Raw genomic sequence first — 24,203 nt, 5'->3', positions numbered from 1 at the left:
TGACCGGCAGTTCGGACGACTGCTCGGAAAACGACCCCCGTGGGAGGGACGACACGGGTGGAGAGGAGTGGATTATCGCGCGAAAGTTCGAGAGAAGGGTCAAGGCGGCGGCACCGCGCGGCCGCGCCCCGGCCGGCCGCTGTGCGAATCACCCGCCGGTGTCCCGCCACCCGATCCGGGGATTGCCCCCGCGGAGCCCGGGCGCCCCAACGGGTCTACTCCGTAAGGGAGTTGGTGTCGGAGGTCGGCCCCGCGCCGGTATGCCTATTCCGCTGCGGCGGCCAGGAACGCGTCGCGGCCCGGCGAGGTGGTGTGGGGTGCGTAGAGGGCGTGCAGGGGCGCCTGGAGGGGCGGGTCGAGGGCGAGTACGCGTACCCGGCCATCGGCTGCCGGCCCCTGCGGCGCGGTCACGAAGGCCGCGCGGCCCGTGCCGATGACCGCCGTGACGGGCGGCGTGCCCTGCAACGGGGTGCGCTCCACGCGGGGTTCGAAGCCCGCCGCGCGGCAGTGCTCGATGAGCAGGTCGGTGTAGCCCGAGCGCCCGGGCCGCCCCCACACCGTGAACTCCTCGTCGGCCAGCTCCGCAAGGGCCACCGACTCCCGCGCGGCCAGCGGGTGTCCGGCGTCCACCGCGACGCGCAGGGGCTGATGGCGTACGAGGGTGCGGACCAGCCCGTGCGGGGGTGCCATGCCCCGGCACAGGCCGATGTCCAGGTCACCGGCGAGCAGCGCCTCGGTCAGCTCGGCCGGATAGCGCTGGTTGACGTCGGTGGCCAGTCCGGGGTGCGCGGCGCTGGTCTCCCGCAGCAGCGCGATGACCTCCTCGCCGGTGACGGCCGGGGTGTGGCCGAGGCGCAGCACCTCGCTCTCGCCGCGCCCGATGCGCCGGGCGCGCCGCACCGCCGAGCGCGCGATGCCGTGCAGCACCCGCGCGTCCTCGACCAGCGCCTCGCCGGCCGGCAGCGGCCTGACCGCGCCGCCGCCGCGGTCCAGGAGCGGGACGCCGACCTCGCGTTCCAGCACCCGCAGGGAGGTGGAGAGCGCCTGCTGCGACAGGTGCAGCCGGGCGGCGGCGCGGGTCACGCTGCCCTCCTCGGCCACGGCCACGAGGTGCTCCAGCTTGTGCAGGTCGAGTCCCACCTCGGTGCTCCCTGGGGTGTGCTGTGGGGGTGTACGGGGGTGTGGGTGCGCGGTCGCTTCGTACGGGGGCGGTGGTCGGCCGGCGACGGCCATGGCTATGACGACGGTAAGGGGCCGCGCGGGGTGCGGTCCCGCGCGGCCCCTCACCGCCGTGCCGTTGCCGTGCCCCGCTCAGCGGGTGGTGTAGCCGCCGTTCGGGAACATGGTCTGCCCGGTGAACCACCAGCCGTCGGTGGCCAGGAAGGTGATCACCGGCACGATGTCCTCGATCTGCGTGAGCTGGTTGCCCAGCGCCTGCGACTTGTGGAACTCCACGCGCTCCGGCGTCTCCTGCGGGTAGAAGAACGGGGTGTCCATCGGCCCGGGCGCCACCACGTTCACCGAGATCCCGCGGTCGGCGAACTCCTTCGCCGCGGCCCGCGTGAAGTGCTCCAGCGGCGCCTTGCCGCCGGCGTACGTGGAGTAGCCGTCGGTGAAGGCCGCCAGCAGCGAGGTGCCCAGGCTGATGATGCGGCCGTTGTCGTTGAGCCGCCGCCCGGCCTCCTGGATGAAGAAGTACGCCGCCTTCGCGTTGATGCCGAACATGGCGTCGTACTCGTCCTCCGTGGTCTCCAGGATCGGCTTGCGCAGCACCATCCCGGTGGTGTTCACCGCGATGTCGGCGCCGCCGAAGGTGTCCACCGCGGTGTCGAAGAGCCGCCGCACGTCGGCCACCTTCGTGAGGTCGCCCTGTACGGAGACGGCCTGGCCGCCGGCTTCCTTGATCGCCTTCACCGTCTGCTCGGCCTCGTCGCCCGAGCTGTGGTGGTGCACCACGACCTTGGCCCCGGCCTCGGCCAGCGTACGGCTGAGGAGTCCGCCGAGGTTCTTCGCGCCGCCGCCGACGACGGCGACCTTGTCGCGCAGTGCGTTCTCGGTCATGTCACTCGCTCCTTGTCAGTGCTGGTGAGCGTCTTGATCACTTCCACTGACGAGGCTAAGCGGGCATTACGGACGGCGGCCAACAGAGAGTTTGGGTGTCACCACAAGCCCCGTGGATACCCTCAGATGGCCGGGGTCTCCAGGGCCTTCGCCCACTCGTCGATCGTGGTGACCTCGGCCCGCGCGGCGAAGGGCCTCCCCATGAGGACGCGGTGCACCTCGGGGTCCGGGTCGGCGCAGGCGTCCTCCAGGACGGTGATCCGGAAGTCCATGTCGGAGGCCTCGCACAGGGTGGACAGCACGACGCCGCTGGTCGCGATGCCCGTGAGCACCAGGTGGTCGATGCCCTTCGCGGCGAGCACCTGCCGCAGGTCGTTCCCGGCGAAGGCGCTGATCCGGTTCTTGCTGATCACCGGCTCACCGGGAAGCGGGGCCGCGTCGGCGTGGATGGCCGCCATGGGGTCGGAGTCGGTGAAGGCGTCGTCCGGGATCGCCGAGAACATCTTGTTGTTGGGGTGCACCTCCGGGTGCCCGGCGCGGAAGCCCACGGTGATGTGCACGACCGGGATGTCCGCCGCGCGGGCGGCGGCGAGCGCACCCGCGACGCGCTGCATGTAGGAGGGCCCGGCGATGCGCGACACCATGCTCTGCTGGAGGTCCATGGCGAGAAGAGCGGTGCTGGACATGGGGGTTGGATCCTTTCATGAGGGGGAGGGAAGGCCGGGCGCGCTCGTGGGGGAGGCGCGCCCTCGGTGAGGGTGGTCAGGTCGTATTCGGTGCCGCGTCCTCGGCGCCCACCCGGCGCAGCCCCCGGTCGAACACGGTCATCAGCAGGAACAGCACTCCGGCGCCGAGCATCACCCAGGCCAGCTCGTGCATGCCCGCCGTGTCGGCGCGCTCGGGGTACGCATAGGCGGTCGCGGCGGAGACGATCATCGAGCCCATGTAGGCGAAGGTGCGGAGCAGCCCGGAGGAGGAGCCCATGCGCGCGGGGTCGGCCTGGCGGTAGACCGAGTTCTGGAGCGCGAGGCTGTTGAGCCCCTGCGGCAGGCCGAAGAGCAGCGCGGTCGCCAGGAGCAGCCACACCGGGCTGTCGCCGTCCAGCAGGAAGAGCAGTACGCAGGCCACGACCTGGAACACCGCGCCGGCCACGAGCTTCCCGTACACGCCGGGCCGCCGCCCCGTGTAGGCGGAGACCCCGATCGCCGTGAGGAACAGCGGCACTTGGACCAGCCCCGCGCCGGAGGCGGAGAGCCCGCGCCCCTGCTGCACCCACTGGGTGAATCCGTACAGGACCGCGTACGAGACGACGTACGCCACCAGGCCGCGGGCGTAGGTGGCCAGCAGGGGGCGGTTGCCGCCGAGGAGGCGCAGGTCGAGGAAGGGTTCGGCGGCCCGCAGCTCGCGGCGTGCGAAGAGGGCTCCGGCGACGGCGGAGAGCGCGAGCAGGGCGAACGCGCCCGCGCCGGGATGCCGCAGGTCCATCAGGAACAGCAGCAGCGCGACCAGCATCACCGCGAACAGCGCCATGCCGGGCAGGTCGAGGCGGGCCGCGAGCCTGCCGCGTACGGACGGCATGCGCTCGGGCTTCGGCAGCCGGAGCGCGCCGAGCAGGAGCGCGACGGCGGCGAGCGGGATGTTCAGCGCGAAGGTCGTGCGCCAGCCGCCGAGGCCGATGAGCAGTCCGCCCAGCGAGGGGCCGATGACGGCGACGGTCTGGTTGGCGATGGCCAGCACGGTGAGGACGCCGCCGGGGTTCTTGGTCCCGGTCCTGTCGGCCTCGCCGCGCAGCAGGGCCATCGCGGCCGGATACCCCGCGCAGGTGCCGAAGCCGAGCACCACCCGCGCCGCCACCAGCACGCCGAGGCTCGGCGCGACCATGCCGAGCACGCCGGCGAGACCGACCAGCGAGGTGCCGATCAGGAAGAGGCGGCGCGGGCCGAAGAGGTCGATGAGCCGCCCGACGACGGGCTGCCCGAGCGCCGTCGCCAGATACAGTGCCGAGACGAGCCAGGCGGTCTGCGAGGGCGGGGCGCCGAACGCGGCGCCGATCGGTACGAGGGCGACGGCGATGACCGAGGAGTTCACCGGGTTGAGGACGGACCCCAGGATCATGGGCGGGACGAGCCGCCGGTCGAAGCGGGCCGCGCCGCCGCGCGGTATGCCGTCCTCCGCGGTGTCCGCGCCGCCGTCCTCGGAAGTGCTGCGGCTCATGTCAGGTGACCACCGCTCATCGCGTGACCGGCCCCTGTGCGCGTGCTCATCGCTCGACCAGCCGGTCCAGCACGGCCATCGCGTCCGCGACGCTCTGCCGCTCGTCCTCGGTGCAGTGCTCCTCCAGGGCGTGCGCCAGCCACGCGTACCGGGCCTGGCGGTCGCCCTCGGCGCGCTCGCGGCCCGCCTCGGTCAGGCTGACGAGCTGCCGCCGCCCGTCCTCCGGATCGGGGCTGCGCTCGACCAGCCCGAGGTCCTTGAGGCCGCGGACCGTGGTGGCCATCGACTGCGGCCGTACGCCTTCGAGCCCGGCGAGATCGCTGGCCGAGGAGGGGCCGTTCTTGGAGAGCCTGGCCAGCACGGACGCCTGCGAGAGCGTGATGTCCCCGGTCTGGTTCACGCTGCGCACGCGGCGGCGCAGGCGGCCGACGGTCACCTGGATCGCGCGCGCCGCGCGGACGGCGGAGGGGGAGACGTCCACGGGAGTCGCGGGCTCGGGAGCGCTGGGCATGCCCCCACGCTAAATTCGACAGTTTTGACTGTCCAGTTTGAACTGAACAGTTTTACTTGCGTTTGGCGGGCGCTTGGTGTGCTGGGTGCGCTTGGTGCGCTGGGCAGTCCTCGCCGGGACCCCGCCGAAGCTCCGCCGGTACGTGTGCGGGCTGACCCCGGCCAGGACCGCGACGGTGTGCACGGGGGCTCACGCCCCCGGCGCGGCAGCCGGCGCGAAGGGGCCGTCCTCGGCGAAGGCGAGGTCGGCGAAGCGTTCGCCGATGCGGTGGTGCGCGGCGGCGTCCGGGTGCAGGCCGTCGGGGAGCGGCAGTTCGGCGAAGTCGGCCTCGCCGTAGAGCGCGCGGCCGTCGAGGTAGTGGAGGTTCGGGTCCTCGGCCGCCCGCTTGCCGACGATGCGTTCCAGCTCGTCCCTGATGACGTTCAGGGTCAGCTTTCCCGCCGCCCGCTCGGCCGGATCTCCCATGGCCCGGAAGCGCAGTCGGCCCTCCGCCATGCCGCTGAAGTCCGGGGCGCAGGGGCCCGGGGTGTCCTCGTGGATGGGGCACAGGATGGGCGAGACCACCAGCAGGGGCGTGTCGGGGTGGCCCTCGCGGAGGGTGTCGAGGAAGCCGTGCACGGCGGGGGCGAACGCGCGCAGCCGCATCAGGTCGGCGTTCACGATGTTGATGCCGAGCTTGACGCTGATCAGGTCCGCCGGGGTGTCCCGCATCGCGCGGGCGGTGAACGGGTCGAGCAGCGCGCTGCCGCCGAAGCCGAGGTTGACCAGCTCCACGCCGCCGCGCCGCGCCGCGAGCGCGGGCCAGATCGTGGTCGGTCCCGCCGCGTCCGAACCGTGGCTGATCGAACTCCCGTGATGCAGCCACACCTTGCGCTCGGGCGCGGGGGAGGGCGTGACCGGCGCGTCCGTGCGCAGGGCGACGAGCTCGGTCGTCTCGTTGTGCGGGAGCCAGAGTTCGAGGTCCTTCACGCCCTCGGGCAGGCCGTCGAAGCGGAGGCCGCCCACGGGCCCCTGGGCGAGCTCGGCCGTGCCGGCCGTCATGTCGATCGTGAGGGTGCGGCCCCCTTCGACGGTGGCCTCGCCGAACGGGCTGCCGTCCACGAGCAGCACGTACACGCCGTCCGGGCGGGGCGGCGCGCCCACGTAGTCCCGCTTGGTGGGCAGCGTGTCCAGTTCGAGGACGGTGGCCTCGGTACGGAGGGCGAGCCGCACGCCCGAGGGCTGCGACTCGGCCATCGCCAGCTGCCCGTCCTCGCACTGGGCCCGCGCCCACGCGGGAAGCCGGTGCGGCAGCACGCCGTGCGCGGTGCGTTCCAGGTCGAGCGCGCCGCGGAAGAGGTCCGCCGTGAGGGGAGTGGTGGTCAACTCGCGGGTGTGTGCGGCGTGTTGGGTGTTCTCGCTGGTCATCGGGGAGTGCCTGTCTGTCGTTCGGGGGTGTGGGCGTACGGGGGCTCAGTGCGCGGGCCAGTTGCGCAGCAGCGCGTCGAGGGAGTCGAGGATGCGGGGCCAGGTCTCCTCGGAGTCCGGGGCGCTGTGACTGAACCCGCCCGCGAGCTCCAGGCTCACGTAGCCGTGGAAGGTGCTGCCGAGCAGGCGTACCGCGTGCGTCTGGTCCGGCTCCTCCAGGTCGTAGCCGCGCAGGATCGCGCGCGACATCTGGGCGTGCCGGACGCCTGCGCTGCGCGCGGCGGTCTCCGGGTCGAGCGGGAGGCGGGCGGCCGCGTACCGGCCTGGGTGCTCGCGCGCGTAGTCGCGGTAGACGTTCGCGAAGGCGGTCAGCGCGTCCTTGCCCGCGCGGCCTGCGACGGCCTCGGCGGCGCGCTCTGCCATCTCCTCCAGGGCGAGCAGCGCGATCCGGGTCTTGAGGTCGTGGGAGCTCTTGACGTGCGAATACAGGCTCGCGACCTTCACGTCGAACCGCCGGGCCAGCGCGGAGACGGTCACCTGCTCGAAGCCGACCTCGTCCGCGAGCTCGGCGCCGGCGCGGGTCAGCCGCTCCGCGCTGAGGCCTTTGGGTGCCATGTCGCCGCCTTGGGGGGCGTGTGGTTGCGTGCTCCTAAAGCGATTGTGCATCTGCCTAATACCTGTAGGCAAATGTGGGCATGGCTTAGCTGTGCTTCGACCGCCGGTCCATTGGGTGCGTGGTTGCTTTCCGCTGCGGCGGGATGTGGGTGTCTCCCCCTCCCACGAGCTGTGGGCAGTCGTTCCGCAGGGGCGGAACGGGTGGGCACAGCGGGCTTGCGCCCCGGGCTCCTGCGCAACCACGTACGCAACGGGGTCCGGGGCGCAGCCCCGACATTGGCGCTACCGCTGCTGCGGCCGCACCGTGAGCTGCTGCTCCGCGTAGCCCACCGGGCCGTGGACGTCGTGCAGGACCGTGCTCGTCACGCCCTGGCCCGTGGGGCCGAAGACCACCGTGGTGTCGAGGCCCGTCCACCCCGCCACCGGCTGCCGGTGGAAGTGCACGGTCAGGTCGACGTTCGGGAACATCCACTCCTGCGGCGAACGCCGCACCGCGATCCCGTTGGCGGTGTCCACGAGCGCGACGAACTCGGCGACAGGCCCGCTGACTTCGCCCTGCACGACGGACAGCGGGCTGGAGATCCACGCGGTCGTGCGCCCCGGCTGCGGCTCGCCGACGGGCCGTACGTCGATGGAGGCGATGTAGCCCCCGGACCACCGCTCGGAGAGATCCCAGCGCGGCAGCGACTCCGGCGCGGGCAGCGGCTCGGGCCCGCCGCCCGCCACCTCCGCCGTGTCCTGCGGCGCCAGCAGCCAGACGCGGGCGCGGACCACGGCGCGCCCGCCGATGTACGCGGTGGCCTCCAGCAGTTCGATCGTGCGCCCGGGCCGCAGGGTCTCCACGACGATGCGGGTCTCGTCCAGCGCGATCTGCCCCAGGATGTCGAAGCTCACGCGGCTGACCAGCAGCCGGGGGCCGTCCTGTGCGGCGAGGTGCCGGTCCACGGCGTGCAGGATCAGTCCGCCGAGCGGGCTGAAGTGCTGCTCGTCCGTGCGCCATGCGCCGCCGGCGTGGGCGGTCGGCTTGTAGACGCCCTCGTCCACGCGCTCGAAGTAGCCGGGAGCGGCCGCGTCCCGCGCTGCTGCCTCAGTCAAGGAAGATCCTTCCGTCCGGGGTGGTGGCCGGGTGTCTCCGGGTACGTCTTGCCACCATCATGCGGATGGTCTCAGCATCATCGGATGGTCTCGGCCGCGGTCCCCCACGGAGGCATGCGCATGATCGGTACCTGGCCCGGCGGCGCGATGCGGGCCGCCCGTTTCGCCGAGCCCGGCAGGGTGGAGTGCACACGGCTCCCCGTACCGGAGCCCGAGCCCGGCACTTTGCTGGTGCGCACGCGACAAGTGGGCATCTGCGGCACGGACTTGGAGATCCTGGAGGGCGCCTCGGCCCACGTACGGGAGGGCAGGACCCGCTTTCCGCACGTGTTCGGGCACGAGTGGTACGGGGAGGTCGTCGCGCTCGCGGAGGAGAACGGCACCGAGGCGCCCGCCGTCCCGGTCGGCACTCTCGTCGCGGGGCGGACCATGGTGCCCTGCGAGCGCTGCGCCGCATGTCAGCGCGGTCGGCGACGGCAGTGCGGCGCGATGCGCGAGACCGGCCTGTACGGGCTGCAAGGCGCGGCGGCCGACTACGTACGCGTGCCCGCCGGCGCCGTCACCGCGCTCCCTCCCGGACTGCCCGAACCTGCGGGCGCGTTGATCGAACCGGCCGTCACCGTGGTCGAGGCGTACGAGCGCGCCGGCCTCTCCTTCGACGACCGTGTCGCGGTCGTGGGCACAGGGACGATCGGGCTGCTCGCCGTGCAGTTCGCGCGTGCGTACGCCGCCGAGGTGCATGCCGCGGGAGTGGACGAGGCGGGGCTCGACCTGGCTCTGGAGTGCGGGGCGGCTGGGGCGTACCAGACCGAAGAGGCACCGAGTGGTGCCTACGACGTGGTTGTCGAGGCGTCCGGCGCCGCCTCCGCCGTCCCGCTCGCCGCCCGAATCGCCGCGCGCGGCGGCAAGGTCGCTGGTCGGCATCCCCGCCGAGCACGCCCCGCTGGACGCGGGCGACCTGGTCCTGCGCGGCGTGGACCTGCTCGGGATCCAGCACGGCCTGGACCACTACGCGCGCACCGCGGGGCTCTTCGGCGCGGGAGTCCTGGACGCGGCGCCGCTGGTGGCCGCGCGGTTCGGCCCGGACGCGGCGGCCGACGCCTTCGCGCTGCTCGGGGCGGGGCGGAAGGGGCCGCCGAAGATCCTGCTCGACTTCCGCTGAGCGGCGCCCCCTTCGCGAACGCGGTTCAGGAACACGACGGTTCCGGCGGCGCGTCCGGCGTGCGCTCGCGCAGCAGACGCAGAAACGCGCGGGCCGCCGGCGACGGCGTGGAGGCGCGCCACAGCGCCCGTACCGTACGCGCCGGAATCCCCGTCGTCGGCACGCTGCTCACCGTGGTCATCCGCGCGGCCGTCGCGGCGGAGACCAGACCGAGGCCGAGGCCGCGCGCGACGAGCTGTTCCAGGAGCGCCATGGTGTCCGCCTCGAAGGTCACCGTGCGGGTGGCACCGGCGGCGGCGAAGGCGGCGTCGTTGTGGCCGCGGATCCCGGAGCGCTGCGGCATGTCCACCATGTCCTCCTCGGCGAGGGTCGCGGGATCGACCCGTTCGGCCCCGGCCAGCCTGTGCCCGTGCGGAACGATCGCGACCAGCTCGTCGTGCGCCAGCACCTGCCCCTCCAGGCCGCGCGGCGGCGGCCCAGGACGGGAGTCGACGAACGCGATGTCGCAGGCGTGCTCCCGCACTTGCTGGAGGAGATCGCGTACGAGCCAGGCGCGCAGGGCCACGCGCACGGCCGGGTGCCGCTCGCGGTAGGCGGCGAGGAGGTCCGGCAGGTCCACGGCGGTGAGCGGCGTGATGGTGCCGATGACGAGGCTGCCGCGCACCTCGTCACTGCTGGCCAGGGCCTCGTCACGGGCCCGTTCCGCGGCGTCCAGCGCCTCGCGGGCCGGACCGAGGAACGCCTCGCCGGCCGCCGTCACCCGTACCCGGCGGCTGGTGCGCTCGAAGAGCCGGGTGCCCAACTCCTTCTCCAGCCGGGCGATCTGCTCGCTGAGCGCGGACTGCACGACGAAGCAGCGGTGCGCGGCGCGGGTGAAGCTGCCGGTCTCGGCGACGGCTATGGCGTAGGTGAGCTGGCGCAGTTCCATGGATCGATCGTGAACACCGATCGCTCGCATGGCAACAACCTGTTGGACCGATGGGAGAGGGCGGGAGCAGCATCGTGACGGGCCAAGTCCGGCGCGTACGGGCGCCGTCGACCGCCGTGCGCGGCTGGCCCGTTCCCTGCGCCTGGAAGGAAACCGCCGTGGACTCCTCCTCACCGAACGGCTCTCTGGCCACCTCCTCGACCGGCTCACCACCCGGCCCTGCGACCGCCTCTCCCTCAGGACCCGGCCGCGCCACCGTGCTGCTCATGTCCGTCGCCGTCGGCCTGTGCGTGGCGAGCAACTACTACGCGCAGCCCCTCCTCGACACCATCGCGCGCGACCTCCGTCTCTCCTCGGCAGCCGCCTCGCTGGTGGTGACGGTCGCGCAGGTCGGGTACGCGGTCGGGCTCGTGTTCGTGCTGCCGCTCGGCGACCTGCTGGAGCGCCGGCGCCTGATCTGCGGGCTCACCCTGGCCACCGCCGGGTCGTTGGCCCTCACGGCGTTCGCCTCGAACACGCCGCTGCTGCTGACCGGCACCGCGCTGACCGGCCTCCTGTCGGTGACCGCCCAGGTGCTGGTGCCCTTCGCCGCCGACCTGGCGGCCCCGGAGCGGCGCGGCCAGATCGTGGGAACGGTCATGAGCGGACTGGTCCTCGGCATGCTGCTGGCCCGCACCGCCTCGGGAGCCCTGGCCACGCTGGGCGGCTGGCGCACGGTGTACGGGGTCGCCGCGGTGGCCATGGTGGTGCTCACGCTGGCGCTGCGCCGCGCGCTGCCCCAGCACCGGGGCGCGGCCGCGCTGCGGTACCCGGGCCTGCTGCGTTCCACCGCCCGGCTGCTCGTGGAGGAACCGGTGCTGCGGGCCCGCGCGGCGCTCGGGCTCCTGGCCTTCGCCTGCTTCAGCGTGCTGTGGACCTCGCTGGCCTTCCTGCTGTCGGGGCCCGGTTACGGCTGGTCGGAGGGGGAGATCGGGCTGCTCGGCCTGGCCGGTGCGGCGGGAGCGGTCGCGGCGCAGGCGGGCGGCCGTCTCGCGGACCGCGGCCGCACCACGCTGACCACGGTCGTCAGCGCGGTGCTGCTGCTCGGCTCCTGGGCCCTGCTCCTGGCGGGCGCGCACCACCTGGCCGCGCTGCTCGCGGGGATCGTGCTGCTGGACCTCGCGCACCAGGGCGTGCACATCAGCAACCAGTCGCTGATCTACGCGCTGCGCCCCGAGGCACGGGGTCGGCTCACCTCCGCCTACATGACCTGCTACTTCACCGGCGGTGCCGTCGGTTCGGCGCTGGCCGGCGCGGTGTACGCGCGCGCCGGGTGGAGCGGGGTGTGCGCGCTGGGCGCCGTGCTGTCCGTCGCGCTGTGCCTGGTGTGGGCCGCCACCACGCCCGGGGTGCGCGCGTGGTGGCGGCGTCGCGTGGCGAGCAGCGAACTGTGGCCGGTCGCCGCTGCCGCGGTCACGGCCGGTGCGGTGCTCGCCGTCATCGCCGTCGCGCTGCGCGTGGCGATGAGCTGAGGAGCCCGGTGTCAGGACCCGTCCACCAGGGGGATGACCTCGCGCCCGTACGACTCGATCACGCTCTCCTTGGCGTCGTGCATCGCGTACACGGCGACCTGGTCCACGCCCAGCTCCCGCAGCGCGCGCAGCTTCTCGGCGTGCGCGGCGGGCGTGCCGATCAGGCAGAAGCGGTCCACGATCTCGTCGGGCACGAACGCGGTGTCGGGGTTTCCCGAGCGGCCGTGGTGCGCGTAGTCGTAGCCCTCGCGTGCCTTGATGTAGTCGGTCAGGTCCTGCGGGACCAGCGAGGTGTCCTGGCCGTACTTCTCCACCAGGTCCGCGACGTGGTTGCCGACCATCCCGCCGAACCAGCGGCACTGCTCGCGCGCGTGGGCCAGCGCCTCGGGGGAGTCGTCCTCGGTCACGTACGCCGGTGCCGCCACGCAGATCTTAACCTCGGAGGGGTCGCGGCCGGCGGCGGTGGCCGCGTCCCGTACGGCCTTGACCATCCACTCGGTCAGGAACGGGTCGGCGAGCTGGAGGATGAATCCGTCCGCCTCCTCGCCGGTCATCTTCAGCGCCTTCGGGCCGTAGGCGCCCATCCACACGGGGAGTTCGGCGCCCTCGCGGACCCACGGGAAGCGGACGACCGAGCCGCCGCCGAGGTCGGCCTCCTCGCCGCGGCCGAGCGCGCGGATGACCTTCATCGCCTCGCTGATCCGCGCGAGGGTGTTCGGCTTGCGCCCGGCCACGCGCATCGCGGAGTCGCCGCGGCCGATGCCGCACACGGTGCGGTTGCCGTACATGTCGTTCAGCGTCGCGAAGGTGGAGGCGGTGACCTCCCACGTACGTGTCGAGGGGTTGGTGACCATCGGGCCGACGACCAGGCGTTCCGTCTCCGCGAGGATGCGGCTGTAGATGACGAACGGCTCCTGCCACAGCACGCACGAGTCGAATGTCCACCCGTAGGTGAACCCGGCGTCCTCCGCGCGCTTCATCAGCTCCACCACGGCGGAGGCCGGCGGGTCGGTCTGCAGGACGAGTCCGAAGTCCATACATGGCTCCTTCATTGGGCTTGCGGCACTGTTCGGCGGGTGATGCTCAGCCGAGGTACTGACAGGTGTCGCGCGGCACGTAACTGCCGTGACCTGCGCGTCCCGTGAACTCGCGGCGGTCGATGACGGTTTCGCCACGCGAGAGGACGGTCTCGACCCGTCCGGTGATCCGCTTGCCCTCGTACGCGGAGTAGTCGACGTTCATGTGGTGGGTCTCGGCCGAGATGGTCTGCTCGGCGTGCGGGTCGTACAGGACCAGATCGGCGTCGGCGCCCGGCGCGATGGTGCCCTTCTTCGGGTAGAGGCCGAACATGCGGGCCGGGGTGGCGCAGGCGATCTCGATCCAGCGGCGGCGCGAGATGTGCCCGTCCACGACGCCCTGGTGGAGGAGGTCCATGCGGTTCTCCACGCCGGGCATGCCGTTGGGGATCTTGGAGAAGTCGTCCCGGCCGAGCTCCTTCTGGCCCGAGAAGCAGAACGGGCAGTGGTCGGTGGAGACCACCTGGAGATCGTTGGTACGCAGGCCGCGCCACAGCGCCGCCTGGTGCTCCTCGGGCCTGAGCGGCGTACTGCACACGTACTTCGCGCCCTCGAAGTCCGGCTCGGCGAGGTTGTCGGTGGAGAGGAAGAGGTACTGCGGGCAGGTCTCGCCGTACACCGGCAGCCCGTCGGCGCGCGCCCGCGTCAGCTCGGCCACCGCCTCCTGCGCCGACACGTGCACGACGTACAGCGGCGCGCCCGCCACCTGCGCGAGCTTGATCGCGCGATGCGTGGCCTCCGCTTCGAGGAGGGCCTTGCGCACCTGGCCGTGGTGCCGGGGGTCCGTTTCTCCTCGACTCAGGGCCTGTTCGACCAGCACGTCGATGGCGATGCCGTTCTCCGCGTGCATCATGATCAGGCCGCCGTTGTCGCCGGCCCGCTGCATCGCGCGCAGGATCTGCCCGTCGTCGCTGTAGAAGACGCCGGGGTACGCCATGAACTGCTTGAAGGACGTGACCCCCTCGTTGACCAGGAGGTCCATCTCCTTGAGCGTCTCCTCCCGCACATCGGAGACGATCATGTGGAACCCGTAGTCCACGGCGCAGTTGCCCTCGGCCTTCGCGTGCCAGGCGTCCAGGCCCTCGCGCAGCGTGTGTCCCTTGGACTGGATGGCGAAGTCCACGATCGTGGTCGTCCCGCCCCAGGCCGCGGCGCGGGTGCCGGTCTCGAAGGTGTCGGCCGCGAAGGTGCCGCCGAAGGGCATCTCCATGTGGGTGTGCGCGTCGATGCCGCCCGGGATGACGTACTTGCCGCGCGCGTCGATCACCTGTGCGTCGGCCCAGGAGGCGGCGACATCACTCCCGCTCGCGGCGAGCGCGGCGACGCGTCCGCCCTCCACCAGGACGTCGGCGTGCATCTCCTCGGCGGCGGTGACGACCAGGCCGCCGCGGACGACGGTACGGACGGAGCTCATGTCTCCTCCAGGGGACGGCGGTTCACGGGCGGGTCAGGGGGGTGTACGTGTGCGGGGCGCGGTCCCGGTAGAACTGCCACCGGTCGCGGACCTCGCGCAGCTTCGCCATGTCCAGGTCGCGCACGACCAGTTCGGGCTTCTGGTCGTCGGCGGTCCCGCCCACGTACTGCCCCTCCGGGTCCACGAAGTACGAGGTCCCGTAGAAGTCGTTGGGGCCGTGCTCCTCCACGCCGACGCGGTTGATGGCGCCCACGAAGTACTCGTTCGCGACGGCCGCGGCGGGCTGCTCCAGCTCCCACAGATAGCGCGAGAGGCCGCGGCTGGTCGCCGAGGGGTTGAAGACGATCTGCGCCCCTTCGAGGCCGAGCGCGCGCCAGCCCTCGGGGAAGTGGCGGTCGTAGCAGATGTACACGCCGATCTTGCCGACGGCGGTGTCGAAGACGGGCCAGCCGCCGTTCCCGGGGCGGAAGTAGAACTTCTCCCAGAAGCCCTCCACCTGCGGAAGGTGCGTCTTGCGGTACTTCCCCAGATAGCTGCCGTCCGCGTCGATCACCGCGGCGGTGTTGTAGAGGACGCCGGGCTGCTCCTCCTCGTACATGGGCAGGACGAGCACGATGCCGTGCTCGCGCGCGAGCTCCTGGAAGCGCCGCACGGTCGGCCCGTCCGGGATCGCCTCGGCGTACTCGTAGAACTTCGCGTCCTGCACCTGGCAGAAGTACGGGCCGTAGAACAGCTCCTGGAAGCACAGCACTTGGGCGCCGTCCGCGGCCGCGTCTCGCACGGCCTGCTCGTGCACCTTGATCATGGACTCCTTGTCCCCGGTCCAGGCGGTCTGGAACACGGCGGCGCGGATCACGGGACTCATCGGGACCTCCAGCGGTGCGGGGTGCTCGGTAGGCCCACGACCCTAGGAATCCGTGCGGGGGCGGCCGAGGTGCACGGTGTCACGGACGGGGCGGGGTGGCGTTGCACCGTGTCATGCGGGCGGCTGTGATGCGCGCCGGCCGTCATGCGTGCGGCAGGGTCGGAGGGGCCTCATGCGTGCTGGGCGTCGTGGGCGAGGAGCGCGATGTGGACGGACGCCGCCTGTTCGAAGTCGTCCAGGTCCACGCCGAGGAGCGATTCGATGGACTCCAGGCGGCGGTAGAGGGCCGGGCGGCTCATGTGGTGGAGCTGGGCCGTGCGGGACTTGTTGCGGCCGGTGGAGAGGTAGGTGCGCAGGGTCGGGAGCAGCCCCTCCGCCTCCGCCGAGTGCAGCAGCCCGTCCAACTCGCCCTCCGCGAAGGCCTGTACGCGCGGGTCGTCGCGCAGCAGCCGTACGAGGCCGCGCAGCCGTACGTCGCGGAGGCGGACCACCGCGGCATGGCCCGGCGGCGCGCCCGCGGTGGCGTCGGCGACGTGCAGGGCCTCGCGCAGCCCCTCGGGGACCTCGCGCCAGCCCGTACAGACGGGGCCTGCCGCGAGCACGGCGCGCTCGCCGGTCTCGGCGCGCAGGCGCTCGGCGAGGTGTCTGACCAGGGGGTCTGCCGCCTGGTCCCGGGGGAGGCTGAGGAGCAGGGCCGTGCGGCGGTCGGCGAGGTCGGCGACCAGTCCTGGCAGGTCCAGCAGGCGCAGTACGCGGTCGAGCCGGTCCGGGTCGCCGTCCCGCACGGCGAGCGGTACGAAGGTGCGGCGGTTGACGGGGAGGCCGGCGGCCCGGGCGCGGGGCAGCAGTTGGGCCGCCGGCACCGAGCCGGAGACCAGGTCGGCGAGCAGGCTGTGCGCCGACTGCTCCTCCCAGCTCGCGGCAGGGCCCGACAGGAGCCGGTGCAGCACGAGGGACTCGGCCGTGCGCTCGGCGAGCAGCCGCCCGGACTCCTCGTCGCCGCGGTAGCCGCACAGCACGACGGAGCCCCAGCGCTCACCGCGTCCGCCCAGGTCGGTGCGGATCCAGCCCTCGCCGTCGACGCCGCCAGGCTGGCGGGTGATGCGGTCCCAGTCGCGCAGCACGTCGTCCACGGCGGACCGTTCGCCGGCCGTGGCCAGTACGCGGTGCGCGAGGTTGGTGACGACGACCGGGCACGCGCTGTGCGCGGCCACCTCGTCCAGCAGGTGTTGCAGGGGAGCCCCGGCCGTGATCAGCCGGGTCAGCGCGGTGCGGATGCCCTCCGAGAGGCTGACCGCCGCGTACTTGCGCCGCACCAGCCGCGACTGCACCTCCTCGGTCAATTCCGCGAAGGGGAAGGGCCGGTGCAGCACGACCATCGGCAGTCCGTAGCGCTCGGCGGCCCGCCGCATGTGCTCGGGCGGCGCGGGGAAGGCCCGCCCCAGGCCCAGCACCAGGGCCGCCGCCTCGGCGCGGTGCAGCGAGCGGATGTACGCGGTCTGACTCCGTACGTCGTCGGCGAGCAGCACCCCCGTGGTGAGCACCATCTCGCCGCCGCTGAGCATCACGCCCACGTCTGCGGCCTCGGCGACATGGACCCAGCGGACGGGTCGGTCGAGCTGCTCCGCGGCGGCGACCACCTCGGGCTCGCCGGCCGCGATGCGCTCCAGCGCGAGTATCTGCCGTACGGAGAGGGTGTGTTCGGGCCCGGCGACAGCGGTCATCGGGGCCTCCTTCCCGCGGGCGCTTTCCGAGGGCTTCCCCGCATGAGGTCGGGGCGCGAGCCGTCCGCGGGCGCGCCGTGATCACCTTGCGTCCGCCTCAGCATGCCCCGCGAGGGGCGGTGGGCCAAGGCCCGTGCGAGGTCGCGGACCGCGCAGGGAGCCCCCGCTCTCCGGTGCGGCCCAGCTCGGAGTTCCGCTTTCGGGCGCGGTCCGCGCCGGCGGCTTTCCGGTGCGGCCCAGCCGGGAGTCCCGCTGTCGGACGCGGGCCACACCGGGGCCACCAGACGTGGCCGCCCGGACACCCGGACGGCCACGCGGGCCACGCGGCAGGCCCCGCCGCGAGCTCGCCGGCGCGACCCGGGGGCCGGGCTCTCCACCCTCGTACGGACCTCAGGCGTGGACGGCCCCGCGCCCCCTCCACCCCGCCGCGAGCAGCACGCATGTGCCCAGGGCCGCCGTGGCGCGGGACAGGATCCCCATGGCCATCACCGGCGAGAAGCAGGCGGGACGCGGCGGGTTCAGGCGGACGTCGAGGCGAAAGGGCGGGCGTCCGGTGCCGCCGCCGCGCGGCGCCGGGACCGCGGCCGACGCCCCCGGTTCCGCCGCCTCCCCGGGAGCCTCGGCCGCCTGCCCGCCGCCCGCACCGCCCCGCGGCGCGGGCCCGCTCACGGCTGCCCGACGCGGTCGGCCGCCGCGCGGTCGTCCGCCGAGCGCGCCGGACGGTAGGGCCCGGAGGGCCGCGCCGCGTCGGCGGGCCGCGCGCCGCGCGAGCGGTAGACGACGTACGGCCTGGCCAGGTACCCCAGCGGAGCGGTGAAGGCGTGCACCAGCCGGCTGAAGGGCCACAGCGCGAACAGGGCCATGCCCAGCAGCGCGTGCACCTGGTAGACCAGCGGCGCGTGGCTCATCGCGGGCACGTTCGGGTCCAGCGTGAACAGCGAGCGGAACCACACCGACACCCCGCGCCGGTAGTCGTACGGATGCGCCGCCAGGGTCGTGGCGGTCGCCGCGAGCCCGGCCAGCAGGGCCGCGGCCAGCAGCGGGTACACGGCGCGGTCGCTCCGGCTGGTGCGCTGCCGCACGGCCTTCACCCGCAGCCTCCGGTACAGCAGGACCGCCAGTCCTGCAGTGGTGGCCAGCCCGGCGAGGCCGCCCACGGCCAGCGCGTTGAGGTGGTACAGCCACTCGTGGATGTGCAAGTCCTCGGTCAGCGACTCGGGGATCAGCAGGCCCATAGCGTGCCCCGCGATCACGAGGAACACGCCGTAGTGGAAGAGCGGTCCGCCGATCCGCAGCAGCCTGCTCTCGTGCAACTGGCTGCTGCGGGTGGTGAATCCGAAGCGGTCGTAGCGGTAGCGCCAGGCGGTGCCGGCGATCAGCAGGACCAGGACGAGGTAGGGCAGCACGCCCCACAGGACGGTGTGGAGATAGGTCACCTGCGCTCCTCTTGCGCGTCCGGGGCGAGGGTGCTCGGCCCGCGCGCCGCGGTGGGTCGGGCGGGGAAGGCGTCCAGGCCGACGGTCTCGACGGGCGGCCCGGTACGGGCCAGGGCGCGGGCCTCCTCGCGCCCGGCAGGCGAGGGCCCCGGGAGGGTGGCGCACACGGCCCGCAGGATGTCGGCGTACGGCCCGTGGTGCTCCTCCAGCGCGTACCGCAGCAGCTCAACCCCTGCCCGGTGCTCGCTCAGCAGCCGCAGCCCCTCCTTCGGGGTGCGCGCGGCGAACTCCAGCATCACCGGCAGGAAGTCGGGCAGCTCCTCGCCGGCGGGCTGCCAGCCGTGCTGCCGGTAGAGGGACTTGAGGCGGGCCAGCGAGGCGCCGCGGCGGCGGGTGTCGCCGTCCGTGTAGTACGTCAGGTGCAGCGTGCGGCGGCGGCTGCGGTCGAAGGCGTGCACGTAGTCGGCGGCCAGCGCGAGCGTGTCCGTGCCGGTGACGCGCTCGCAGAAGCCCGTGAGCAGGGCGACCTCGGTGCCGGGCAGGCCGCGCAGCGCCTCGCGCACGGTGTGCAGCCGCTGCGGCCACTCGGGCCCCGGGTAGGAGAGGAGGAGGGAGGACGCCTGGTGGATGAGCGGCCGGTTCACGCCGTTCCGCCCTCCTCGGCCTGCTCGCGGGCGCCGGGGAAGAGGCCGGCCGGCTTGCCGCGGCCGTTCCAGTTCAGCAGGTTGACGCGGCCGCGCAGCGAGGTCCCCGCGTGCTCTGGCTCGGGGGGCGGGTCCGCCAGGCCGGGCAGCTCGGTGTGGAAGGAGTCGGCGTCGTACATCCCGGGGCCGCCCGCGCCGTCCAGGCTGCAGCCCTCGTTGAGGTCCTGCGGGGTGCCGCCGGTGTAGGCGGTGGGGATGACGTAGCGCTCCTCGTATTTCGCGAGGGCCAGCAGGCGGTACATGGCCTCGACGCCCTCGGTGTCCATGCCCACCCCGGCGGCGATGTTCGGGTCGCGCTCCTCGCCGAGGTTGACGCGGCGCATGTGCGCGCGCATCGCCGCCAGCCGGCACAGGGACTCCTCCACGGGGCCCGGGTCGCCCGCGGTGAAGAGCTGGGCGAGGTAGTCCACGGGGATGCGCAGCGAGTCGATCGCGGCGAACAGCTTCGCCGGGTCCTCCCCGTCGTGCCCGGTCGCGGTCAGCGACTCCACCACGGGCGAGAGCGGCGGCACGTACCAGACCATCGGCATGGTGCGGTACTCCGGGTGAAGGGGCAGCGCCACCTTGTACTCGCTGATCAGCGCGTGCACCGGGGACCTGCGTGCCGCGGTGACCCAGTCGTGCGGGATGCCCGACTCCTCGGCGGCGCGGGCCACTCCGGGGTCGTGCGGGTCGAGGAAGCAGCCGAGCTGGGCCTCGTACAGATCCTTCTCGTCGGGTACGGAGGCGGCCTCGCCGACCTTGTCCGCGTCGTAGAGGATCACCCCGAGATAGCGCAGCCGGCCCACGCAGGTCTCCGAGCACACGGTGGGCTCGCCCGCCTCGATGCGCGGGTAGCACAGCGTGCACTTCTCGGCCTTGCCGGTGGAGTGGTTGAAGTAGACCTTCTTGTACGGGCAGCCGCTCACGCACATCCGCCAGCCGCGGCAGCGGTCCTGGTCGACCAGCACGATGCCGTCCTCGACCCTCTTGTACATCGCGCCCGAGGGGCAGACGGCCACGCACGACGGGTTGAGGCAGTGCTCGCAGATCCGCGGCAGGTAGAACATGAACGCCTGCTCGTACTCCAGGCGCACCTGCTCGCTCATCTTCTGGAGCATGGGGTCCCGCGGCAGATGCTCGGTGCCGCCCAGGTCGTCGTCCCAGTTCGGGCCCCAGGTCACCGACGTGGGCCCGCCGTCGATCTGCGAGCGCGGGCGCGCGGTGGGCACGTCGTCGCCCAGCGGCGCGCTGGTCAGCATCTCGTAGTCGTAGGTCCACGGCTCGTAGTAGTCCTCCAGGGAGGGCAGTTCGGGGTTGGCGAACAGCCGGGCCAGCCGCCGTGCGCGCCCTCCGCTGCGCGGGACGAGGCGGCCGCGCTTGAGCTTCCAGCCGCCCTTCCACTTCTCCTGGTCCTCGTGCCCCCGCGGATAGCCCTGCCCGGGCCGGGTCTCGACGTTGTTGAACCAGACGTACTCGGTGCCGCTCCGGTTGGTCCACGTCTGCTTGCAGGTGACGGAACAGGTGTGGCAGCCGATGCACTTGTCGAGGTTCATGACCATGGCGATCTGCGCCATCACACGCATCAGTAACGGACCTCCTGGGAGCGGCGGCGGATGACGGTGACCGTGTCGCGCTGGTTTCCGGTGGGGCCGTAGTAGTTGGGCGCGAAGGAGAGCTGCGCGTGGCCCCCGACGAGATGGGTGGGCTTGATCAGCAGGCGGGTCAGCGCGTTGTGCACCCCGCCGCGCCGTCCCGTCGCCTGCGATGTGGGCACGTTCACCAGGCGTTCCTGCACGTGGTACATGAACACCGTGCCGGTGGGCATGCGGTGCGAGACGATCGCGCGGGCCACGACCACGCCGTTGGCGTTGACCGCCTCGATCCAGTCGTTGTCGGCCACTCCGATCTCCGCCGCGTCCGCCACGCTCATCCAGATGACCGGGCCGCCACGCGCCAGGGTCTGCATGAGCAGGTTCTCCTGGTACTCGGAGTGGATGGACCACTTCGAGTGCGGGGTCAGATAGCGCACGGTCACCTGGCGCCCGCCCCCGGGAGCCTCGGGCAGCTTCTCGCCGAGCGCGGCCAGGTTCAGCGGCGGGCGGTAGACGGGCAGTTGCTCGCCCAGCTCCGCGACCCAGTCGTGGTCGAGGTAGAAGTGCTGGCGCCCGGTGAGGGTGTGCCAGGGCTTGCGGTGCTCGGTGTTGATGGTGAACGGCGCGTACCGCCGCTCGGGCCCCTCCTTGCCCGACCACTCGAAGCTGGCCCCCACCTGCACGGGCCTGGCCTGCGTGTCGGAGAAGACGATCCGGCGCTCGGCCACCGAGGCCGCCAGCTCCTCAAGGCCCGCGCCGTCCCCGCACTGCTCGGCCAGCCGCTCGAAGCCCTCCGCCGCGAGGCGCCCGTTGGTGGTGCCGGAGAGCGCCAGGATCGCTTCGCACAGCTTGACGTCGGTGTCCAGCAACGGCCGTCCCTTGGCGGCCCCGTGGCTCGCGACGCCGCAGCGCTCGGCGAGCCAGCGCGCCTCGGGGCGCGGGTTCACCGTCAGGCCCTTGACGGTCATGCCCGCCTCCTCGGCGAGCGGCCCGAGCGAGGCGAGCTTGTCGGCGACGGCGGTGTAGTCCCGCTCCACGAGCGTGATCTGCGGCCCCGTCGGGCCCTGCGGCGGCGCCTCGCCCGGGGTGTCGTGCATGAGCGGGGTGGCGACAAGATCGACGGCGTCCTCCAGCCGCCCGCGGGCGAGTTCGCCGAGCTTCGCCGCGAGCCCGTGGAAGATCTCGAAGTCCGTACGGGCCTGCCACGGCGGATTGATGGCGGGCGAGAAGGCGTGCACGTAGGGGTGCATGTCGGTGCTGGAGAGGTCGTGCTTCTCGTACCAGGTGGCTGCCGGCAGCACCAGGTCGGCGAAGAGGGTGGTGGACGTCATCCGGAAGTCCAGCGCGAGCAGCAGGTCGAGCTTGCCGCGCGGCGCCTCGTCCCGCCAGGTCACCTCGCGGGGCCGGGACTCCGGCGGCGCCTCCTCGGCCGAGGCGTTGTCGTCGGCGCCCAGCAGATGGCGCAGGAAGTACTCGTTCCCCTTGGCCGAGGAGCCGATCAGGTTGGCTCGCCACACGGTCAGCACGCGCGGCCAGTTGGCCGGGTCGTCCGGGTCCCGTGCGGCGAAGTCCAGCCGCCCCGCGGCCTGTTCGCCGGCCACCCAGGCGCTGGGGTCTCCGCCCGCCTCGCGGGCGCGCCTCCCCAGCTCCAGCGGGTTCGCGCCGAAGGCGGGCGCCGAGGGCATCCAGCCCTGCCGCGCCGAACGGGCCACCAGGTCAGCGGTGTGCAGCCCGCGGAAGTCGCCGCGCGCGGTGGGCGAGCTGAGCGTGTCGGCCGCGAAGCCCTCGTACCGCCACTGCCCGGTGTGCAGATACCAGTACGGTGTGCCCGCCATCTGCCGCGAGGGGCGCACCCAGTCGGCGGCGGTGGCCATCTGCTGCCAGCCCGCGTAGGGGCGGACCTTCTCCTGGCCCACGTAGTGCGCCCAGCCGCCGCCGTTCACGCCCTGACAGCCCGTCAGCAACAGCAGCGACAGGAAAGAGCGGTAGATCGTGTCGGAGTGGAACCAGTGGTTGGTCCCGGCTCCCATCACGATCATGCAGCGGCCCCGCGACTGCTCGGCGGTGCGCGCGAACTCGCGGGCCGCGCGCACCACGGCCTGCGCGGGAACCGAGGTCAGGGACTCCTGCCAGGCCGGCGTGCAGGGCGTCGAGGCGTCCTCGTAGCCGGCGGGCCACTGCCCCTCCAGCCCCTCGCGGCCCACCCCGTACTGCGCGAGCAGCAGGTCGTAGACCGTCGTCACCAGCCGCCCGCCGACCCGGCGCACGGGCACCCCGCGCCGCACGGTCGCGTCTTCTCCGGCGGCCCCGGCGGCCCCGGCGGCCCCGCCGCCGGTCTCGGTCTCGAAGCGGGGGAGCAGTACGGAGGCCGACCCGGGCTCGCCGTCGCCGTCCCCGCTCCCGTACAGGCTGAGCAGCGGTTCGATGCCGTGCAGGTCCAGATTCCAGCGGCCCTCGTTCCGCTTGCCCCACCAGCGGTTGCCCAGCGTGCCGTTGGGCGCGGCCGGCTCGCCGGTGACCGTGTCCCACAGCACCGGCATCCAGCGCCGCGCCTCGGCTGCCGCGTCCTGCGCGAGCCCCGCGTCCTCCGCCGTCAGGAAGCGGCCCGGCACATAGCGGCCGTCCTCACGCTCCTCCAGCGACACCAGGAACGGCAGGTCGGTGAAGCGCCGCACGTAGTCCTGGAAGTAGGGCACCTGCCGGTCCACGAAGTTCTCGCGGAGGATCACATGACCCATCGCCATGGCAAGGGCGCCGTCGGTCCCGGGGTGCGGATGCAGCCACTCGTCGGCGAACTTGGTCGCGTCGGCGTAGTCGGGGGAGACCACCACGACCTTCTGGCCACGGTAGCGCGCCTCGGTCATCCAGTGCGCGTCCGGCGTCCGCGTGACCGGCACGTTCGAGCCCCACAGCATGAGGTACGCCGCATCCCACCAGTCCCCGGACTCCGGCACGTCGGTCTGGTCGCCGAAGGCCTGCGGAGAGGCCACGGGGAGATCCGCGTACCAGTCGTAGAAGGACAGCATCGGCGCGCCGATCAGCGAGTGGAAGCGGGCGCCCACCGCGTGCGAGGCCATCGACATCGCGGGAATCGGGGAGAAGCCCGCGATCCGGTCGGGGCCGTACTCGTCCACCGTGTGCACGTGCGCCGCCGCGGCGATTTCCAGCGCCTCGTCCCAGCCGACGCGCACCAGGCCGCCCTTGCCGCGCGCGCTCTGGTAGCGCCGCCGCTTGTCAGGGTCCCCCGTGACCTCCGCCCAGGCGGCGACCGGGTCGCCGAGCCGCTGCTTGGCCTCCCGGTACATCTCCACCAGGACGCCGCGCGCGTGCGGATAGCGCACCCGGGTCGGCGAGTACGTGTACCAGGAGAAGGACGCGCCGCGCGGGCAGCCCCGCGGCTCGTACTCCGGCCTGTCCGGGCCCACCGAGGGGTAGTCGGTCGCCTGGGTCTCCCAGGTGATCAGCCCGTCCTTGACGTACACCTGCCAGGAGCACGAGCCCGTGCAGTTCACCCCGTGCGTGGAGCGCACCACCTTGTCGTGCGCCCAGCGTTCCCGGTACGGCGCGTCGTTGACGGTCTGGTCGGTACGGAACACCGCACGCCGGTCCTCCGTGACCGGCGAACTCCGCAGCCACTGGCCCGCCCGCAGAAGGCGGTCGGCCGCCTCGTCGGCGGCCCGCTCCGCCTTCGCCCTGCCACGCCCCATGCAACCGGCTCCCCTCGGGACCGACCGCGCGGGGCGGACGCCCGGCGCGGTGTCTTGTACTCGGTGTTCACGCTCCACCCTCCGGCGGCGCGTCAGGGAGCCCTTTCTGGCCAATTGGCCGTGCTTAGAACGAATTTTTCTTGCACTTGGCAATCGTCGATACGACTGCCGGACCAGTCCATGAGCTGGGAAGGAGCAC

General features: G+C 72.9%; 19 protein-coding genes and 1 pseudogene. 3 read left to right on the top strand and 17 right to left on the bottom strand.

Annotated elements, in window-relative coordinates:
* Positions 1–264: 264 nt before the first annotated feature.
* The 8 genes from ABEE00_RS21130 to ABEE00_RS21095 all read right to left on the bottom strand — a co-directional run bounded on the left by ABEE00_RS21130 (position 265) and on the right by ABEE00_RS21095 (position 7,903).
* Positions 265–1,140, bottom strand: a complete 876-nt coding sequence (locus ABEE00_RS21130) for a LysR family transcriptional regulator (protein WP_345747161.1) — start codon at positions 1,138–1,140, stop codon at positions 265–267.
* A gap of 171 nt (positions 1,141–1,311) precedes the next feature.
* Positions 1,312–2,061, bottom strand: coding sequence for an SDR family oxidoreductase (locus ABEE00_RS21125; RefSeq protein WP_345747160.1), 750 nt, complete (start codon positions 2,059–2,061; stop codon positions 1,312–1,314).
* Positions 2,062–2,183: 122 nt separating this feature from the next.
* Positions 2,184–2,747 (bottom strand): cysteine hydrolase family protein, encoded by a 564-nt coding sequence (locus ABEE00_RS21120; RefSeq protein ID WP_345747159.1) that lies wholly within the window; start codon positions 2,745–2,747, stop codon positions 2,184–2,186.
* A 76-nt stretch (positions 2,748–2,823) separates the two neighbouring features.
* Positions 2,824–4,275, bottom strand: coding sequence for an MFS transporter (locus ABEE00_RS21115; RefSeq protein ID WP_345747158.1), 1,452 nt, complete (start codon positions 4,273–4,275; stop codon positions 2,824–2,826).
* Positions 4,276–4,321: 46 nt separating this feature from the next.
* The gene (locus ABEE00_RS21110; RefSeq protein ID WP_345747157.1) at positions 4,322–4,786 is read right to left on the bottom strand and encodes a MarR family winged helix-turn-helix transcriptional regulator; all 465 of its coding nucleotides are present in this window, start codon (positions 4,784–4,786) and stop codon (positions 4,322–4,324) included.
* A gap of 189 nt (positions 4,787–4,975) precedes the next feature.
* Positions 4,976–6,193 (bottom strand): GDSL-type esterase/lipase family protein, encoded by a 1,218-nt coding sequence (locus ABEE00_RS21105; RefSeq protein ID WP_345747156.1) that lies wholly within the window; start codon positions 6,191–6,193, stop codon positions 4,976–4,978.
* 45 nt (positions 6,194–6,238) lie between these two features.
* Positions 6,239–6,808, bottom strand: coding sequence for a TetR/AcrR family transcriptional regulator (locus ABEE00_RS21100; protein WP_345747155.1), 570 nt, complete (start codon positions 6,806–6,808; stop codon positions 6,239–6,241).
* Between the two features lie 282 nt (positions 6,809–7,090).
* Positions 7,091–7,903: a thioesterase family protein gene (locus ABEE00_RS21095; protein WP_345747154.1), complete on the bottom strand. Its 813-nt coding sequence runs from the start codon at positions 7,901–7,903 to the stop codon at positions 7,091–7,093.
* Between the two features lie 84 nt (positions 7,904–7,987).
* Here ABEE00_RS21095 and ABEE00_RS21090 point away from each other — a divergent pair.
* Both ABEE00_RS21090 and ABEE00_RS21085 read left to right on the top strand, forming a co-directional pair.
* Positions 7,988–8,416: pseudogene (locus ABEE00_RS21090) on the top strand (alcohol dehydrogenase catalytic domain-containing protein); the annotation flags it as partial.
* Positions 8,417–8,729: 313 nt separating this feature from the next.
* A complete protein-coding gene (locus ABEE00_RS21085) occupies positions 8,730–9,065 on the top strand; it encodes a hypothetical protein (protein WP_345747153.1) in 336 nt (111 codons plus the stop codon).
* A gap of 25 nt (positions 9,066–9,090) precedes the next feature.
* Here the strand turns inward: ABEE00_RS21085 and ABEE00_RS21080 are convergent, their stop codons facing one another.
* Positions 9,091–9,993, bottom strand: coding sequence for a LysR family transcriptional regulator (locus tag ABEE00_RS21080; protein ID WP_345747152.1), 903 nt, complete (start codon positions 9,991–9,993; stop codon positions 9,091–9,093).
* A gap of 74 nt (positions 9,994–10,067) precedes the next feature.
* Here ABEE00_RS21080 and ABEE00_RS21075 point away from each other — a divergent pair, with 74 nt between their 5' ends.
* Positions 10,068–11,504, top strand: coding sequence for an MFS transporter (locus ABEE00_RS21075; RefSeq protein WP_345747151.1), 1,437 nt, complete (start codon positions 10,068–10,070; stop codon positions 11,502–11,504).
* Positions 11,505–11,515: 11 nt separating this feature from the next.
* Here the strand turns inward: ABEE00_RS21075 and ABEE00_RS21070 are convergent, their stop codons facing one another.
* From ABEE00_RS21070 to ABEE00_RS21035, 8 genes are all read right to left on the bottom strand, one after another.
* Positions 11,516–12,541 carry a TIGR03842 family LLM class F420-dependent oxidoreductase gene (locus tag ABEE00_RS21070; RefSeq protein ID WP_345747150.1) on the bottom strand — a complete coding sequence of 342 codons (1,026 nt, stop codon included), beginning with the start codon at positions 12,539–12,541 and terminating at the stop codon, positions 11,516–11,518.
* A gap of 46 nt (positions 12,542–12,587) precedes the next feature.
* Positions 12,588–13,994: a dihydropyrimidinase gene (gene hydA, locus ABEE00_RS21065; protein ID WP_345747149.1), complete on the bottom strand. Its 1,407-nt coding sequence runs from the start codon at positions 13,992–13,994 to the stop codon at positions 12,588–12,590.
* 22 nt (positions 13,995–14,016) lie between these two features.
* Positions 14,017–14,859, bottom strand: a complete 843-nt coding sequence (locus ABEE00_RS21060; protein WP_345747148.1) for a nitrilase-related carbon-nitrogen hydrolase — start codon at positions 14,857–14,859, stop codon at positions 14,017–14,019.
* A 170-nt stretch (positions 14,860–15,029) separates the two neighbouring features.
* Positions 15,030–16,583, bottom strand: coding sequence for a PucR family transcriptional regulator (locus tag ABEE00_RS21055; protein ID WP_345747147.1), 1,554 nt, complete (start codon positions 16,581–16,583; stop codon positions 15,030–15,032).
* Positions 16,584–17,248: 665 nt separating this feature from the next.
* Positions 17,249–18,019 carry a respiratory nitrate reductase subunit gamma gene (gene narI / locus ABEE00_RS21050; RefSeq protein WP_345747146.1) on the bottom strand — a complete coding sequence of 257 codons (771 nt, stop codon included), beginning with the start codon at positions 18,017–18,019 and terminating at the stop codon, positions 17,249–17,251.
* Positions 18,016–18,663 carry a nitrate reductase molybdenum cofactor assembly chaperone gene (narJ, locus tag ABEE00_RS21045; RefSeq protein ID WP_345747145.1) on the bottom strand — a complete coding sequence of 216 codons (648 nt, stop codon included), beginning with the start codon at positions 18,661–18,663 and terminating at the stop codon, positions 18,016–18,018. Before narJ ends, narI begins: the two co-directional genes overlap by 4 nt.
* Positions 18,660–20,288, bottom strand: a complete 1,629-nt coding sequence (gene narH, locus ABEE00_RS21040) for a nitrate reductase subunit beta (protein WP_345747144.1) — start codon at positions 20,286–20,288, stop codon at positions 18,660–18,662. Before narH ends, narJ begins: the two co-directional genes overlap by 4 nt.
* Positions 20,288–24,004 carry a nitrate reductase subunit alpha gene (locus ABEE00_RS21035; protein ID WP_345747143.1) on the bottom strand — a complete coding sequence of 1,239 codons (3,717 nt, stop codon included), beginning with the start codon at positions 24,002–24,004 and terminating at the stop codon, positions 20,288–20,290. The genes narH and ABEE00_RS21035 overlap by 1 nt, the downstream gene beginning before the upstream one ends.
* Positions 24,005–24,203: the final 199 nt, after the last annotated feature.

Source organism: Streptomyces odontomachicola (assembly GCF_039605595.1).
In the GTDB taxonomy this organism is placed as follows: domain Bacteria; phylum Actinomycetota; class Actinomycetes; order Streptomycetales; family Streptomycetaceae; genus Streptomyces.
The sequence above is the reverse complement of the archived record's forward strand: the minus strand, read 5'-3'. Positions and strand labels throughout refer to the sequence as shown.